This window comes from Streptococcus azizii, from assembly GCF_001984715.1.
Lineage (GTDB): Bacteria > Bacillota > Bacilli > Lactobacillales > Streptococcaceae > Streptococcus > Streptococcus azizii.
Window position 1 is genome coordinate 74291 of the sequence record NZ_MSPR01000001.1, and the last position, 16443, is coordinate 90733.

General features: G+C 44.4%; 12 protein-coding genes. 1 reads left to right on the plus strand and 11 read right to left on the minus strand.

The window, feature by feature from the left end:
* Positions 1 to 133: 133 nt before the first annotated feature.
* The 3 genes from BVE84_RS00365 to fabM all read right to left on the minus strand — a co-directional run bounded on the left by BVE84_RS00365 (position 134) and on the right by fabM (position 2481).
* Entirely contained in the window at positions 134 to 1108 is a 975-nt protein-coding gene (locus tag BVE84_RS00365) for a beta-ketoacyl-ACP synthase III (protein ID WP_076995276.1), read from the minus strand.
* On the minus strand, positions 1108 to 1542 hold the full coding sequence (fabT, locus tag BVE84_RS00370; RefSeq protein WP_076995113.1) for a fatty acid biosynthesis transcriptional regulator FabT: 435 nt from the start codon (positions 1540 to 1542) through the stop codon (positions 1108 to 1110). Before fabT ends, BVE84_RS00365 begins: the two co-directional genes overlap by 1 nt.
* A gap of 147 nt (positions 1543 to 1689) precedes the next feature.
* On the minus strand, positions 1690 to 2481 hold the full coding sequence (fabM, locus tag BVE84_RS00375; protein WP_076995114.1) for a trans-2-decenoyl-ACP isomerase: 792 nt from the start codon (positions 2479 to 2481) through the stop codon (positions 1690 to 1692).
* Between the two features lie 719 nt (positions 2482 to 3200).
* Here fabM and BVE84_RS00380 point away from each other — a divergent pair.
* Positions 3201 to 4550 (plus strand): aspartate kinase, encoded by a 1350-nt coding sequence (locus BVE84_RS00380; protein ID WP_076995115.1) that lies wholly within the window; start codon positions 3201 to 3203, stop codon positions 4548 to 4550.
* A 51-nt stretch (positions 4551 to 4601) separates the two neighbouring features.
* Here the strand turns inward: BVE84_RS00380 and lacD are convergent, their stop codons facing one another.
* The 8 genes from lacD to BVE84_RS00420 form a co-directional block, all read right to left on the minus strand.
* Positions 4602 to 5600 carry a tagatose-bisphosphate aldolase gene (lacD, locus tag BVE84_RS00385; protein ID WP_076995116.1) on the minus strand — a complete coding sequence of 333 codons (999 nt, stop codon included), beginning with the start codon at positions 5598 to 5600 and terminating at the stop codon, positions 4602 to 4604.
* 75 nt (positions 5601 to 5675) lie between these two features.
* Positions 5676 to 6824, minus strand: a complete 1149-nt coding sequence (gene nagA / locus BVE84_RS00390) for an N-acetylglucosamine-6-phosphate deacetylase (protein ID WP_076995117.1) — start codon at positions 6822 to 6824, stop codon at positions 5676 to 5678.
* 333 nt (positions 6825 to 7157) lie between these two features.
* A complete protein-coding gene (alr, locus tag BVE84_RS00395; protein ID WP_076995118.1) occupies positions 7158 to 8261 on the minus strand; it encodes an alanine racemase in 1104 nt (367 codons plus the stop codon).
* Positions 8242 to 8613 (minus strand): holo-ACP synthase, encoded by a 372-nt coding sequence (gene acpS / locus BVE84_RS00400; RefSeq protein ID WP_076995119.1) that lies wholly within the window; start codon positions 8611 to 8613, stop codon positions 8242 to 8244. Before acpS ends, alr begins: the two co-directional genes overlap by 20 nt.
* Before the next feature lie 70 nt (positions 8614 to 8683).
* The gene (gene secA, locus BVE84_RS00405) at positions 8684 to 11209 is read right to left on the minus strand and encodes a preprotein translocase subunit SecA (protein ID WP_076995120.1); all 2526 of its coding nucleotides are present in this window, start codon (positions 11207 to 11209) and stop codon (positions 8684 to 8686) included.
* 298 nt (positions 11210 to 11507) lie between these two features.
* On the minus strand, positions 11508 to 12452 hold the full coding sequence (manA, locus tag BVE84_RS00410; RefSeq protein WP_076995121.1) for a mannose-6-phosphate isomerase, class I: 945 nt from the start codon (positions 12450 to 12452) through the stop codon (positions 11508 to 11510).
* A gap of 1075 nt (positions 12453 to 13527) precedes the next feature.
* Positions 13528 to 14409 (minus strand): fructokinase ScrK, encoded by an 882-nt coding sequence (gene scrK, locus BVE84_RS00415; protein WP_076995122.1) that lies wholly within the window; start codon positions 14407 to 14409, stop codon positions 13528 to 13530.
* A gap of 92 nt (positions 14410 to 14501) precedes the next feature.
* Positions 14502 to 16385 (minus strand): PTS sucrose transporter subunit IIABC, encoded by a 1884-nt coding sequence (locus BVE84_RS00420; protein ID WP_076995123.1) that lies wholly within the window; start codon positions 16383 to 16385, stop codon positions 14502 to 14504.
* Positions 16386 to 16443 lie beyond the last annotated feature (58 nt).

The following is a 16443-nucleotide window of genomic DNA, read 5'->3' on the forward strand; positions in this document are numbered from 1 at the left end:
AATAATAAAAATAGTGGCTCTTTGAAAACCCATCACATCCATCCGTCACTCATTGTAGTGAACAATCACTCCACTGACAAGGCTGATACTGATTTTCTTTGAGCATTTAATAACTGTAAAAACAGTCCATTAACTAAAGTTTTAATAGAATTGCTCCCCAGGTAAGACCTCCACCAAAACCACTTATCAGAAGGGTTTGGCTACCATCAAGGAAAAGGATGCCCCGCTCTACACATTCTGAGAGCAATATCGGAATACTTGCCGCACTGGTATTGCCATAGTCTGCCATATTGGCTGGAAATTTAGCCATGTCACTTCCTAATTTCTTAGCCATTTTTTCCAAGATGCGTCGGTTAGCTTGATGAAGTAAGTAATAATCTACATCTTCATCTGTCATGTTCTGACGCTCGAGCAATTCTTGCAAGGTTTTGGTCACATCACGAACTGCAAATTCAAAGATAGCACGTCCCTCCATTTTCAAATAGGGGGCATTGCCTCTTATCTCTGAGAAAGGGGAAGAGAGTCCCCAGACGCCTGATTGCAAATCTCCGCCCCTACTACCATCGGTCCTTTGGATTTCATCTAGGAAATGTGGCTGATTCGTCGCTTCTAGTAAGACGCCACCTGCACCATCTCCAAATAAAACAGCCGTACTTCTATCTGACCAATCAAGAATTTTAGAAAGGGTCTCTGCTCCGATGACCATTCCTCTTTTGTAACGCCCAGAGGCAATCAATTTTTCTGCCGTTGACAAGGCAAAGACAAAGCCAGAACAAGCCGCAACCAAGTCATAAGCAAAAGCCTGACTGGCTCCAATATTCGCTTGGATACGTGCTGCCGTTGAGGGCATCGCTGAGTCCGGTGTCATCGTTGCAACAATGATAAAATCAATCGTTTCTGGAGCATAGTTACTCTTTTGTAAGAGCTGTTTTGCAACCTGTGTGGCTAGATCACTCGTCTCCTCATTCTTAGTGATATGCCGCCTATGAATCCCTGTCCGCGATGCAATCCATTCATCGCTCGTATCCATTCTCTGTGCCAACTCATCATTATCAATGATTTGGGATGGCGCATAGTGAGCTACTTGGCTGATTTTTGCAAAGACCATCATTTTAAATCCTCCAAGAAATGGTACAGTTTCAAGAGACCTTTTTTCATGACCTTAAATTCAGCTTCGTCCATATCTGATGTAATTTGGCGCACCATTTCATTATGAAATCGTTGATGCAGGCGATAGACTAACCTTCCTTTTTTAGTCAAATGAAGATGAATGACACGACGATCTTTGGTGGATCGGACACGTTCAATATAGCCTTTTCGCTCCAAATTGTTCAAACTGGTTGTCACCGTTCCCAGTGTGACCATCAAAGCACGGGCAACATCGCTTGGAGTAACCCCCTCTTCATTGCCGATGACATCGATTGTGTGCATTTCTTTGATGGAAATATCTTTAAAACGACTCCCTCTCAGACTCGTTTCTTCAATAATGAGTACATTATTAAAAATCGCAGTCAGATAGTCATTTATTTTTGCATCTTCCACAATCGAAGGCCCTCCTTACATACTTTGACTATCAAAGTATACGACAGATTTATTTGATTGTCAAATATTTTTTGTCACATCGGATAAGAGTCAAGGATACGAATGCTTGAGGACGATTTCTGTGAGTCTATGATCTAACAAACCAGCCTATTTCCCTGTAAAATGTGGTCTACGGCGTTCAAAATGCGCCCGAACACCCTCTTTAAAATCATCTTTGAAAGCCAGTTTACGCTGGAGAGCCAACTCCAACTGAGCGTAATCTTCCCATTGTTCAAATTCACTTTTCCACATCAGTTCTTTAATGGCACGGTAGGAGTGGGGCGAGTGGCGTAAGAGGCGTTTGATCAACTGGCGACAAGCCTTGGGTAGGTTCTCTTTTTCAACCACTCGATAAACCAAACCATATTCCTGAGCTTTTTCTGCTGTTAGACTTTCACCGGTCATGGCTAACTGGCTAGCACGAGTCGCACCGATACTACGACTCAGTAAGAAGAGCCCTCCTGCATCAGGTGCTAGGCCCACCCCTACAAAAGCCTGAATGAATTTGGTCTTATCAGAGGCAAGGACAAAATCCACCGCAACAGCCATGTTGGCCGCAGCCCCTGCAACCGCTCCATCCGTCAGCATAATAACTGGCTTGGGCAACTTTTTCAAAGCAAGAGAAATCTGATTGACCAGCTCTGCGATTTGAACTAAGGAGCCTATATCCTCTTCGTCTACAGCTCGTTTCATCTCTACCAAGTCACCACCGACGGAAAACACAGCCCCTTCTGCTTGAATCACTAAAATAGCTACCTCTGCTGATGCGGCAGCCGCTCCAATCGCTTCTAAGATTTCCTCACACATAGGAATATTAAAGCCATTTGACACTTCTGGGCGACATAGGGTCAATCTGGCAATCTGTTCTTCTACTTTGTATTGAATCGTTTTGTAGGTCATCTGTTTCCTCCTTATTTACTTTGAATCCTCAAAGAAAGAGGTTTCATGTGTTTGAGCTATTCTACCACACATTTCACAAAAAGCAATCCATTCTAGTGTGACAGCCGAAAATAGGAGTTTGAAAACGCAACCCCTCCGTTGACTTTAAAGATAGGCTGAAAACCTCCTCTGGAGCTTTTCACTCGTCAAGATACGAGGACGTTTGACGCGAGTTTCACTCGTTTTATTTCCAACCTTCAACAATCTATTACTAAACTGTTGAAGTGAGCAAAGTAAAAAAGATAGGCAGCTGTTTTGGCTTTAGCCAATTACTGATGAGAATCCCTTTGGGATATAGAAATAGTCAGGGGAGTAAAATAATCCAGTGGATTATTTTAGCCCGAACCTAGAAATTAAAAAGTGAGGGAATTTGTTACTGAGCCTAGAAACTAAGAAGCGAAGATAAATACTCCTATTTACTGTCTTTAATGAATAAGCTGAAAACCTCCACTGGAGCTTTTCACTCGTCGTATTTCCTATTTCCTAGCTCAGCCCTCTGTGGTCACTTTCTTATTTCTAGGTGACCGTTGAAACAGTTCACCGAACTGTTTCAATCCTATTTTCGCTTTGAGTTTTTCACGGGCTTTGTATCTTAACCAAACTTTCCTGTTAAGCCTACTGACAAGCCTATCAGTTTTTGCTATAATGATGAAAAGCATAAAAGGAGTTTGAAAAATTTTATGAAAGTGACCAAATTTGGTGGTAGCTCTCTTGCTTCAGCTACCCAACTTGAAAAAGTATTCAACATTATACAGGCAGATTCTGAGCGCCGATTTGTCGTTGTGTCTGCACCTGGAAAACGTGATAGCAAGGATACCAAGGTGACGGATGCCCTTATCAAATACTACAAAAACTACGTAGATGGAAAAGACCTGACTGCCAGCCAAGAATGGATTATCAATCGCTACCAAACGATGGTGGACGAGCTTGGTTTCCCAGGCAAATGTATGAACAAGATTGCAGAAAGCATCCTGAGCCTAGCCACTCTTCCTGTTGACGATAACGAATTTCTCTACGATGCTTTTTTAGCGGCAGGAGAGGACAATAATGCTAAATTAGTTGCCGAGTATTTTACCTATAAAGGTGTCCCTGCCCGCTATATCCATCCCAAAAAGGCAGGTATCATTGTCAGTTCAGAGCCTGGTAATGCGCGTATTTTACCATCTAGTTACGATAAAATCGAGGCACTAAGAGAAGCAGATGAGGTCTTAGTCATCCCTGGATTTTTCGGGGTAACTGTCGACCAACAGATCTGTACCTTCTCTCGTGGAGGTTCAGATATTACAGGGTCTATCATAGCAGCTGGCGTCAAGGCAGACCTGTATGAAAACTTCACAGATGTGGACGGAATCTTTGCCGCCCACCCAGGTATCATCCACAATCCACACTCTATCAAGGAATTAACCTACCGTGAAATGCGAGAATTGGCCTACGCTGGCTTTTCTGTCCTACATGACGAAGCCTTACTACCTGCCTACCGTGGTCGCATTCCTCTCGTCATAAAAAATACCAATAATCCCGACCATCCCGGTACACGGATCGTCCTCAAACACAGTGACCACACACTACCTGTTGTCGGGATTGCAGCAGATGATGGCTTTGTCAGCATCAATATGTCCAAATACTTAATGAACCGAGAAGTCGGTTTTGGTCGCAAGGTCTTAAATATCCTCGAAGACCTCAATATCCGTTGGGAACACATGCCAACTGGAATTGATGATCTGTCTCTTGTCTTGCGTAATCGTGAACTAACCCCCATCAAGGAAGAAGAAATCCTCCGTCAACTCAATTCCAAGCTGGAAGTGGACAAGGCAGAGATAGAACACGGACTCTCCATCATTATGATTGTCGGTGAGAACATGAAGAGCCATGTCGGGGTAACTGCCACTGCCACCGCAGCTCTTTCCAAAGAAAATGTCAACTTGGCCATGATTTCTCAAGGCGCAAGCGAGGTTTCTGTCATGTTTGTTATCAAAACGGAAGAAAAAGAAAAAGCCCTCAAAGCCCTGTATCAAGCCTTTTTCAACTAGCCCTCTCAAGTAAAAAAATCCAACTCATACGTTAGAGTTGGATTTTTCAGATTAGTTTACTTCTACCTTATCAAGCCAAGAGCTTGCCGTTGTTGCAAGAACAGCATTTAGCTCTTCCATATTCTTCCGGCCCTGGTCTGCCAACCAGGCTTTGGCCGCGTCTTCACCTTCTTTAGCAAAGACTGCAACCGCATCTTTCCAAGTCGCACGACCACAAAGCACTCCATTAAAACTAGAACCGGCTTCTTTTGCAACCACCAAGGTTTCTTGGAACAATTTAGCCGATACACCTGCACTCAAAAAGATAAATGGCAAGTGTGTTGCTGCTGCCTGCTCTTTGAAGTAGGCTTTCGCTTCTTCTAGGCTATAGACAGGCTCTTGATCAGTGTAACCTTCCACAAAATTCATGTTAACAGGTACTTCTACCTTTAGAACATCTGCATGATAGCGTGGCTTACTAAATTCACGCATCGCTCCGTTGACCTTATGAGGTTTCAAAGAGGCATATTCACGAGATGTCACATCCATATCGCTCGCATCATAGGTCAAGATTTCCACAAAGTATGGAATATCTTCCGCCACACATTCACTACCGATACGCTCCACCCAGGCATGTTTTATATCATTGATTTCTGGCTTATCATCTACATCATAGTAGAGCAAGATTTTCACAGCATCTGCACCCAGCTCCTTGATCCGTTTTGCAGACCAATTCGGCAATAAATCAGGTAGACGACCTGGTGTAGAGGCATCATATCCTGTTTTTTCATAAGCAGCAATAAAGCCACAATCCGGATGACGCAATTCAGCTGCTGGTACACCATATTCTGCATCCAACAAGATAGAACTTGCATACTGGGTTAGATCACTTGAGATAACCTTTTTAAAATCTATCAAGATGTCATCTCCAAAATCAGCATCTGCAGCTGCTGACAAGAGGCGCTTTAAGGCACCGCGTTGGTCAATCGCAAGGGCTGCAATCACTTTTTCATCATTTGATAGACGAACAAGGTGATTGTATTTCGCCTGTGAAAGTTGTAATTTTTCCATTATCTTCCTCCTAGATAAAGTAGACTATAAACAAAAATAATTGGTTGCTTCTAATCAAGCATTACTGGTAAGGTATCAAGCACTGAAACGCTTGATTCCATCTAAATAAGTGGCCTGCAAATGCCCCTCATCATCAATGACGATGAAATCTGCTGCACGACCTGGAGCAATTTGTCCACAAATATGGTCAATCTGAACAGATTTTGCTGGTGCAAGTGACGCCATGCGAACCGCATCAGGTAAACTCGCTAAGCCCCACTCCACAATATGTTCAACTGCCTGAATGAGCTCCAAAATAGAACCTGCTAGACTGCCATTATGCTTCAATCGTGCTGTTCCATCTTTGACGACTACTTCAAATTCCCCTAAGCGGGAGTCCCCTTCTCCTTGACCACCCGCACGCATACAGTCCGTGATGAGAACTGTCTCATCCACGCCCCGCGCTTTCACAACAAGCTCAACTGCTGCTGGGTGTACATGGTAGCCATCGCAAATCACTTCTGCAAAGACATTCTGCAACTCAAGTGCTGCGCCGACCATCCCCGGCTCACGATGATGAAGCCCACTCATCCCGTTGTAGACATGGACAAAGATGTCAGCTCCTGCTTCAACTGCCTTTTTCGCTTGCTCATAGGTGGCATCGCTATGTGCAAGCGCAGTATGAATCTCCTTCTTCTTTGCAAAGTGGATAAATTCTTCCACACCGTCACGCTCTGGAGCAATGGCAATCTTGTTCACCAAGCCCGCCGACAGACGATGCCAGTTATCCAGTTTCTCTATTGATGGATCACTCATATACTTAGGGTTTTGGGCTCCCTTATATTTCTCCGTGAAAAATGGCCCTTCAAGAAAGATTCCCTGAATCTTGGCTCCCTCTTCCTCACCTGCATGGCGACCAATCGTTTCGCAGACTGCATCCAAATTTTCTGTTGAGTCCGTCAAAGTGGTCGGCAACCAAGACGTCACACCGCAGGACAATAGCCCTTCAGAAATCACCTTGATCCCTTCAAAATCATTATCCATCACATCGTGTGAAGCATAGCCATGGATATGCGTATCAACAAGACCAGGTCCTATATGATAATCTGAATAATCTATGATCGTACCTTCCGGTTTGTCCGTTAAAATAGCACCAAATCGACCATCATCTGTAATCTCAAGATAGGCCTCTTCCACCTCCCTATCTGACAAAATGATAGACTTGGCAAAAATATAATTTGACATATCGTTTCCTTTCTATTAGACTCGATTTCACTTGCTGTAACCTAGCCACCTTCAACTGGTTATAACCTCTCCTCTTATTGTACTCACCTTCTCCTTAATTGTCAAGTTATTTTTACAGGATTATAGTCTTTTCGTCTCTCTATTCTCTCCTTGAATCTTCTAAAATGAAGCGATCCAGTTTGCGTGTATGAAAAAACATCTCAAAGAGGAATACTCGTTGTTCGCCACACATACAAGGAAACTCTTTAAGATACACACTTATACTCAATAGGCAAGCACTGGGACAATTTCCGTCGTACGTAAAACAACTATCCGCCTCGGCAGATAGTTGCTTTACTTATAATAACGAGGGATACGATCTGATAAGGTGCAGACGACTTCATAGTTGATTGTCCCGAGGTAATCCGCCCAATCTTGTACAGCAATAGCCCCTTTCCCACTTGAACCAATCAAGGTCACAGGCGTGCCTAAACCATACCGCTTTGGTAGGCGGATAGTAATCTGATCCATAGAAACACGACCGACAACCGGACAGACCTCCCCTTCTACTAGGAGAGAGAAGCCCTGCATAGCCCGCAAAAAACCATCCGCATAGCCAATCGGCACCGTCCCGATATACTCAGACTGTGAGCTATGATAGGTCGCACCATAGCCAATGCTGGTCCCTGTCTCCACTTCCTTGACATGGACCAATTCAGAGGTCAACTGCAAGGCTGGCTCAATCGGATAAGGCATGGCTAAGGCATGCCCACTTGGGTTCAGACCGTATAAGACGTTCCCCAGACGAACCATGGTAAAGACTGTGTCTGCATGCCAAATACTGGTTGCAGAATTGCTCGCGTGAATGCAGGCAGGTACTTGAGACAGTTGGGACAACAGTTCTTTAAACTGAGAAAGTTGAGTTTGAAAATACCTATCATCTGTTTCATCAGCTGTTGCAAAATGAGTGAAGATCCCCTCAACCACTACACCTGCTTGGCTCAGCTCACCCATGGCCCGATTGAGGGATTGACTTTCTCGAAAGCCAATCCTTCCCATACCTGTATCCACTTTGACATGCACCTGCAAGCCCTGCAAGGATAAACCAGACTCAACTAACTGCTCGACCCAGTTGACACTCGCTACTGTTAGCATGATATTTTCTGAAATCGCTAGCGGAACTGTTTCTACTGGTACCACTCCTAGGATCAGAATCTGTCGCTGAATGCCAGCCTGACGCAATTCCAAGGCCTCATCTAAATTAGAGACACAAAAACCATCTACTTGACCTTCCAGGTGCCTCGCAACTTCAACTGCCCCGTGTCCATAAGCATCGGCTTTGACGACTGCGAAAGCCTTGACCTCTCTAGGTAGATGATTCTTGACCTGCTCCAAATTGTTTGAGATAGCTGACAAGTTAATCTGAATCCTTGTAGGTCTATGAAAACTTACTTTCATCTACTTCCTCCAAAATCACACTGGCTTGCACAAAACCAGCAGAGTGACTGATACTGAGCCAAACTTTGGCTTGAATCGGCGATCTAGCGATATAAGGCGCCCCCTTACCATCTGTCAAAATTTCAATATCTTGAAAACCAATCTTCCCAATCCCTGTTCCAAGCGCCTTGGCAAAGGCCTCTTTGGCTGACCAGCGACCAGCCAAATATTCCAGTTGACGGCGGTTTTTTAACTGAGCAAATCGCCTAAATTCATTTTCAGTCAATACTCTTCGAACAAATTGATCGTTTTTTTTCATCGCTGCTTCAACTGCGGCAATTTCTTGTAAATCTATTCCGTGTCCTATAATCATTTCCTAAAAAAGAAGTGAGCAATCCGTCTGTATCGAATACCGGATCCCCTCACTCCTCCCTCATATTTTTCTAGATGCGCTTGCGTCCATGACAGTTCTTAAATTTCTTACCAGACTGACATGGGCATGGATCATTGCGTTCAACCCCTTCAAAACGAACTTGCTCATTGCTAGCAGCTTGAGCTGGAACAATGTTTTTCACAGCCGTTGTATGGGCTTCTTGACTAGCACGCTCCCGTTCAATATTGTCATGGATTTGCGCCTTCATCATGAGACGGGTTACGTCAAATTCAATGGCACCAATCATCTGATTAAAGGTCGCAAAGGCCTCTGACTGATACTCTACAACTGGATTGTTCTGCGCATAGCCTCGTAGACTGACCGCATTGCGCAACTGGTCCATCGTATCAATATGGTCCGTCCAACGATTGTCAACCACGCGAAGAATCAACACTTTTTGGAATTCACGTACCCGATCCTCGTCGCGTAACTTAGCCACCTGACTATCGTAAACTTCCAAAGCACGTTTGTATAATTCAGCCACAAGTTCTTTATCTGATTTCCCTTCCAAGTCAGCCAGGCTGATAGAATCTTCTGGAACTAGATTGATTTGAGCAAAGTGTAAAATCGCTTGCAAGGCTTCCTCGCGCTTGCTTGCCTTATGGTCTGCTACTTGACGCTCAATCGTCCGCTTGATCATCGCCTTGATTTCTGGAGCTAGGTCACGCTCAGCGGTGATGACGTCTTGCCTTTGACGATAAATAATCTCACGTTGCTCCCGCATCACATCATCATACTGAAGGACTTGCTTCCGTGAATCGTAGTTGTTTCCTTCTACACGTTTCTGAGCACTCTCCACTTGACGGGTCAACATTTTAGACTTGATAACCGATTCTTCCTCGGTCAGATTCATGCGTTCCATGAAGGCCTTAATCCGCTCTGATCCAAAGCGTTTCATCAAATCATCTTCTAAAGAAAGATAAAATTGGGATTCACCTGGATCTCCTTGACGGCCTGAACGACCACGGAGCTGATTATCAATCCGACGACTTTCATGACGCTCTGTCCCAATGACACACAAGCCTCCGAGCTCACGAACACCAGGACCTAACTTGATATCTGTACCACGTCCTGCCATATTGGTTGCAATGGTGATGGCTCCCCGTTGACCAGCATTCATAATGATCTGTGCCTCACGATAGTGGTTCTTGGCATTTAGGACCTCGTGGGGAACACCTGCAGCCACCAGCCGCTTTGAGAGATAGTCCGAAGTCTCTACTGCAACAGTACCGACCAAGACAGGCTGCCCTTTTTCATAACGAGCCTTGACATCAGCTACCACTGCATTAAATTTATACTCCAAACTTGGGTACAATAAATCTTCATGGTCGATACGGGCTATTGGACGGTTGGTTGGAATCGGCACCACCCGGATATTATAGATTTCTCTAAACTCTTCTTCTTCTGTCTTACCTGTACCAGTCATACCGGCTAGCTTGCTATACATGCGGAAGAGATTTTGATAGGTAATGGATGCACTTGTTTTTGATTCGTTCTGAACAGGAACACCTTCTTTGGCTTCAATCGCTTGGTGCAGACCATCCGAGTAACGACGCCCTTCCATGGTCCGACCCGTAAATGGATCGATAATCATCACCTCTTGCGCATCATTGACAAGATAGTCAATGTCGTAGGTCATGATATAGTTGGCACGAAGCGCATTATCGATAAAATGCGTCAAGGCGACATTTTCAATATCGTAAAGATTCTTCAGCTTGAAGAAGCTCTCTGCCTTGTCGATTCCAGAGTCTGACAAACTGATGGTTTTTGACGGAACATCTATGATGTAGTCTGCTTCTTCCAAGGATTTGACTAACTTGTCCGCCAAGAAATACAACTGATTCGTCTCCGAGCTTTCTGCTCCTGAAACAATCAGAGGTGTCCGGGCCTCATCGATTAAAATAGAATCTACCTCATCGACCAAGGCAAAATTCAAAGGACGTTGCACCATGTCCTCCGCACGAACGACCATGTTATCACGAAGGTAGTCAAAACCGATTTCTGAATTAGTTGAGTAAGTAATATCGCAGTTATAGGCTTCACGTTTTTCAAGGGAAGACTTAGCAGCTAGGTTAATACCTACAGAAAGACCTAACCAAGCGTATACTTCTCCCATTTCTGTGGCATCTCGGCTCGCCAAGTATTCATTGACAGTGACAACGTGCACTCCTTTACCAGACAAGGCGTTTAAGTAGACTGGCATGGTCGCAGTCAGGGTCTTTCCTTCCCCAGTACGCATCTCTGGCACATCACCATGGTGAAGGACAATCCCTCCCATAATCTGAACAGGGTAGGGATAGAGTCCAAGAACCCGTTTAGCAGCCTCACGCACGACCGCAAAGGCTTCATATAGCAAGTCATCAAGGGTCTCACCCTTCTGATAGCGCTCTTTAAATTCTATCGTTTTGGCTTGTAATTCTTCATCTGATAAAGCTGCCATCTCATCTGCATAGGCAATCACCTTATCCGCCATTTTTTCTAATTTTTTTAATTCACCTTTATCATTTTCGATAATCGTTTTTAAAATATTTGCCATCTTGTTCCTTACTTGTATCCATTCTTATACTCAATGAAAATCACAAAGCAAACCATAAGGTTAGCCACCGCCACCCGTATGTAGTCCACTGAACCATACAAGGTAGAAATAGCGCTTGCAAAAGCCAGTGACTAGCAGAAAGAAGACAAGGCTAGTACTGGTTGAAACGATTTTCGCAGAGTATTATTTTTTGTTCTCCCCATTATAGCATGTTTCCCCTCTACTTTCAAGATAGGGCGATAGTTTAAACCGATGAAGTCAGGCTCCATCGGTTCTTGGTTCATCGCTATCTTTGTGCTTATGGGTGACTGGCAATGATATCTAGTGCCTGCCCTTTCAAGGTCCAATCTTTGACATCATGTGGCAAGATAAAATGATCTCCCTTTCCAATCGCATAGCTGGACCCTCCTATCACCAACTCACCTGCCCCTGCTAAGACACTCACCAGGTAATAATCAGCTGTCTGCTTCATGAATACTTCACCAGTCACTGCCCACTTGTAGACACTAAAAAAGTCGTTCGCAACCAGCAAGGTTGAGCTTAGATTATCCACCTGTAACGTGACAGGGCGGCTATTGGCTGGCTTTCCAATTCTTGTCACATCAATCGATTTGTCCAAGTGCAATTCTCGAAGGTTACCAGCATCATCCCTACGATCAAAATCATAGACACGGTAGGTTGTGTCGCTTGACTGCTGGGTTTCTAAAATCATGATACCCTTCCCAATCGCATGAATGGTCCCGCTAGGTACGTAGAAGAAATCCCCTGCCTTGACTGGAATCCTCTGCAACAGGTTTTCCCAGTCTTTTTGCTCTATTTTCTTGCGTAGCTCATCCCTTGATTGAGCCTTGTGTCCATAGATAATTTCTGAACCTTCATCTGCTGCCAGAACATACCAGCACTCCGTCTTACCGAGTTCTCCCTCATGGGCAAGTCCGTATGCATCATCTGGATGGACCTGTACGCTCAACCAATCGTTGGCATCCAACATTTTGGTCAGAAGGGGAAAGACTTCCTCTGTTCGATTTGCAAAGAGTTCGCGGTGCTCACGGTATAAGTCATCCAGCCTATAGCCTGCATACCTTCCATTTTTTATGATGGAAACACCATTTGGATGCGCTGAAATTGCCCAATACTCTCCTACCCGATCACTTGGACTCTCATAGCCAAATTCATCCCGAAGTTTGGTGCCACCCCAGATTTTTTCCTGCATAACCGACTGTAAAAATAATGGTTCCGCCATAACTATCCCTCGTTTCTATTTTCTTTTATCATAGCAAAAAGAAGAGGGAATTGCCAACTTCTTTTGAGAAATGTTCCCAAAAAGAAGGAAAAACAGGACACTTTTACTCAATAAAAATCAAAAGTAGACTAAGATACAAAGGGCGTGTAAAAAGCGAATGAAAAATAGGAGATTGACGACGTGTTTGTTGAACACGAGGAAATCTATCCCTAAAGGGATTCTCATCTGTAATTGGCTAAAGCCAAAACATCTGCCTATCTTTTTTCCGAGCTTTTAGCCCGTGTTCAGTTAAGATGTGAGGACGTTAAGAAAATGTAAAGAAAAATAGGGAATTGGGGCAGGTGACTCAGGTCATCAAGCCAATTCATCTTTTTTCTAACATTTTTAGTCCGAACTCAATTCCACAAGATACAAAGCCCGTAAAAAACTCAAAGTGAAAATAGGAAATCTGACGAAGAAGTAAAGGACGTTTGCTAAGGCAAACTTCTATTTCCCGCCTTCAAAGGTATACTATACCTTTGAAGCTAGGAGTATTTATTCTCGCTTTCCGATTTCTTGGCTCGGACTTCTATGGTCATTTTCTGATTTTTAGGTGACCAGCTGAAACAGTTCACCGAACTGTTTCACTCCACTGGATTAGTTTTATTGTCAGCGAGTTGTAGCTCGAGTTCAATTACAAGATACAAAGCCCGTGAAAAACTCAAAGCGAAAATAGGAAATACGACGAAGAAGTAAAGGACGTTTGCTAAGGCAAACTTCTATTTCCCGCCTTCAAAGGTATACTATACCTTTGAAGCTAGGAGTATTTATCTTTTTCGCACAGAGTTTAGGGCGTGTTCAATTCGTCAAGATACGAGAGCGTCAAACAACTCCTAGAAAAAATAGACAATCGAAGCGGGTTGTTTTGCAACCAATGAGATTGGTCTTTTTTTCAGTGAGTTGTAGCTCGAGTTCAATTCACCGAGACTCTTGACAACGTATCCTTTTGATTTTTAAAGAGTATTTGCAGATATAATCCTTCCAGTCCCTCCCCTCACTGCGCTAAAAAGCTAGACAGCACGTCTAGCTCCTTATCTTATTTTTCAGCTACTTGCTTTGCTAGAGCAAAGTTCCCCAGGGTTGCTGATCCATTTTCAGCCACTGCTGGTGTTACGATGTAGTCGATCACATCTGGCGTCGGTATATAGCCATTCATCAAGGCCGTAAATTTATCTCGCACACGTTTGAGCATATGCTCTTGCCCCATGACACCTCCACCAAAGACAATGACTTGCGGACGATACAGCAAGGTTGCTTGTACTGCCGCTTGAGCAATGTAGTAGGCTTGAACGTCCCATACATCGGCATGTTGCTCAATCAATTCCCCGCGAGTTCCTGTCCGAGCTTCCAGTGATGGACCTGCTGCCAATCCCTCTAAGCAGCCCTTATGGAAGGGACAAACACCTGTAAATTCCTTGGCGACATCTTGGGGATGAAGTGCAACGTAGGTATGGCCTGCTTCGGTATGACCCGCACCGCCGACAAACTCACCATTTTGAATGACACCAGCCCCGATGCCTGTTCCAATCGTGTAGTAAGCAAGGCTTCTCACACCTTTACGCACAAGCGTTTCCCCAAAAGCGGACGAATTCACATCTGTTGTGAAATAAAAGGGTATCTTAAATTCTTTGGCAATCAAGCCCAGCAAGTCTACATTAGCCCAATGAGGTTTTGGGGTCGTCGTAATGTAGCCATAGGTTGTAGAATTTGGGTCAATATCAATCGGTCCAAATGAGCCGATGGCAATTCCTGCCAGACGGTCTTCATAGCGCTTGAAAAATTCGACTGTCCGCTCAATAGTTTCATACGGGGTCGTTGTCGGAAACTGTGTCTTTTCGACCACTTGAAACTGCTCATCGCCCACCGCACAGACAAATTTTGTCCCCCCTGCTTCCAAGCTACCATACAATCTTGTCATCTTTGTTCTCCTCTTTATGAAATCGTTGTATTCTGTTCTATTATATCATAGTTTGAAACGTAAGAAAAAGGCGAAACGCCTTTTTCTAGGGATTATTTTTCCACCTTCATAAAGGCTGCTCCATGTGCAACCGTTGCACTTGCTAGGGCTTCAACGCTTGCAAAGTCGGCGGTATTTGTCACGATGACCATCGTTGTATCATCGAGACCTGCAGCCGCAATCTTACCTGCATCAAACTTAGCAATCGGGGTCCCTGCTGCCACCCTATCACCTGCTGCAACCAACTTTTCAAATCCATCACCGTTCATGGACACTGTATCAATACCGATATGAATCAAGAGTTCTGCTCCACTTGCTGTCTTTAGACCATAGGCATGACCTGTTTCAAAGGCAATAGTCACTTCTGCATCTGCTGGGGCATAGACAAGACCCTCAGACGGCTTTACAGCGAGTCCTTTCCCCATAGCACCTGATGAAAAGACTGGATCGTTGACATCTTCAAGTGCAACCACCTCACCAGAAAGCGGGGATACAAGTGTCTCTTCAGCAACGAGATCAGTCGCAGCTTCTTTGGCTACTCCTTCTGTCGCTACTGCTTTAGACTGTTGAGCAGGAGCATCCTCTTCATCTTCAAAGCCAAACAGGTAGGTAAGAGCAAAACCTAAAACAAAGGATACGGCTACCATGAGGAGGTATTGGAAGAACTGCCCGTTACCAGTGTAAAGGGTCATACCTGGAATAATGGTAACTCCCATACCTGTACCTGCTAGACCAAGAATAGAAGCAAAGGCTCCACCGATAGCACCAGCAATCAATGAAAGGAGGAAGGGTTTACGGAAACGTAAGTTGACACCAAAGATGGCTGGCTCAGTAATACCGAGGAAGGCTGAAAGGGCAGCTGGGTATGCTAGAGCTTTCAACTTAGGATTTTTTGTTTTCACACCGACCGCTACTGTCGCAGCACCTTGTGCAGTCATGGCTGCGGTGATAATTGCGTTAAATGGATTTGCACCAGTCGCTACCAACTGAGCCTCCAAGAAATTGAAGATATGATGAACACCTGATACAACTATGACTTGGTGAACCCCACCGATGAAGAAACCACCCAAGCCAAATGGCAAGTTCAAGACTGCCTGTGTAGCAGACAAGATATAGTTTTCAACTACGTGAAAGACTGGACCAATCACAAATAAGCCAAGGATAGACATGACAAAAAGTGTGATAAAAGGAGTAACGAGGAGGTCCAGAACTTCTGGAACTACCTTGCGGACCACTTTTTCAAACTTAGCCCCCACAAGTCCAATGATAAAGGCTGGTAATACAGAGCCTTGCAAGCCCACAACTGGAATGAAACCGAAGAAAATTTGCGGCGTTACCTCACCGCCTGAAGCAACTTCCCAAGCATTTGGCAATGAGCCAGAAATCAACATCATACCAAGTACGATACCGATGGTTTGATTCCCGCCAAATACACGGAAGGTCGACCATACTACCAAGGCTGGCAATACGATGAAGGCTGTATCTGTCAAGATTTGTGAATAGACATTCAAGTCTCCTGGTAAGGTAATACCGAGTGAGGCGAGAAGCCCACGCAATCCCATGAATAGCCCCGTCGCAACAATGGCCGGAATGATGGGAACAAAGACATCACCAAAGGTACGAATAGCACGCTGGAAGGCATTTCCCTGTTTAGCAGCTTCAGCCTTCATCTCATCTTTTGAAGAAGTCGGCAGACCGAGCGCTACCACCTCATCGTAGATTTTATTCACAGTCCCTGTACCGAAGATGATCTGATATTGACCTGAATTGAAGAAAGCACCCTGCACTTTTTCAATGTTCTCTACAGCATCCTTGTTAATTTTTCCTTCATCGATGACCATCACGCGAAGGCGTGTCGCACAGTGGGCAACACTTCTGACATTTTCGCGACCACCGAGAGCGTCAATGACTTTTTTTGCAATTTCTGTGTTATTCATCTTGCAAAAATCTCCTTTAGTTCATATTTTTGTTTTGAAAGCGTTTTTAAACTTTCTC

Coding starts and splice junctions, on each gene's coding strand:
- BVE84_RS00365 (WP_076995276.1), bottom strand. CDS start 1,108: ATGGTCTTTGCAAAAATCAGCCAAGTAGCTCACTATGCGCCATCCCAA.
- fabM (WP_076995114.1), bottom strand. CDS start 2,481: ATGACCTACAAAACGATTCAATACAAAGTAGAAGAACAGATTGCCAGA.
- BVE84_RS00380 (WP_076995115.1), top strand. CDS start 3,201: ATGAAAGTGACCAAATTTGGTGGTAGCTCTCTTGCTTCAGCTACCCAA.
- lacD (WP_076995116.1), bottom strand. CDS start 5,600: ATGGAAAAATTACAACTTTCACAGGCGAAATACAATCACCTTGTTCGT.
- nagA (WP_076995117.1), bottom strand. CDS start 6,824: ATGTCAAATTATATTTTTGCCAAGTCTATCATTTTGTCAGATAGGGAG.
- alr (WP_076995118.1), bottom strand. CDS start 8,261: ATGAAAGTAAGTTTTCATAGACCTACAAGGATTCAGATTAACTTGTCA.
- acpS (WP_076995119.1), bottom strand. CDS start 8,613: ATGATTATAGGACACGGAATAGATTTACAAGAAATTGCCGCAGTTGAA.
- secA (WP_076995120.1), bottom strand. CDS start 11,209: ATGGCAAATATTTTAAAAACGATTATCGAAAATGATAAAGGTGAATTA.
- manA (WP_076995121.1), bottom strand. CDS start 12,452: ATGGCGGAACCATTATTTTTACAGTCGGTTATGCAGGAAAAAATCTGG.
- scrK (WP_076995122.1), bottom strand. CDS start 14,409: ATGACAAGATTGTATGGTAGCTTGGAAGCAGGGGGGACAAAATTTGTC.
- BVE84_RS00420 (WP_076995123.1), bottom strand. CDS start 16,385: ATGAATAACACAGAAATTGCAAAAAAAGTCATTGACGCTCTCGGTGGT.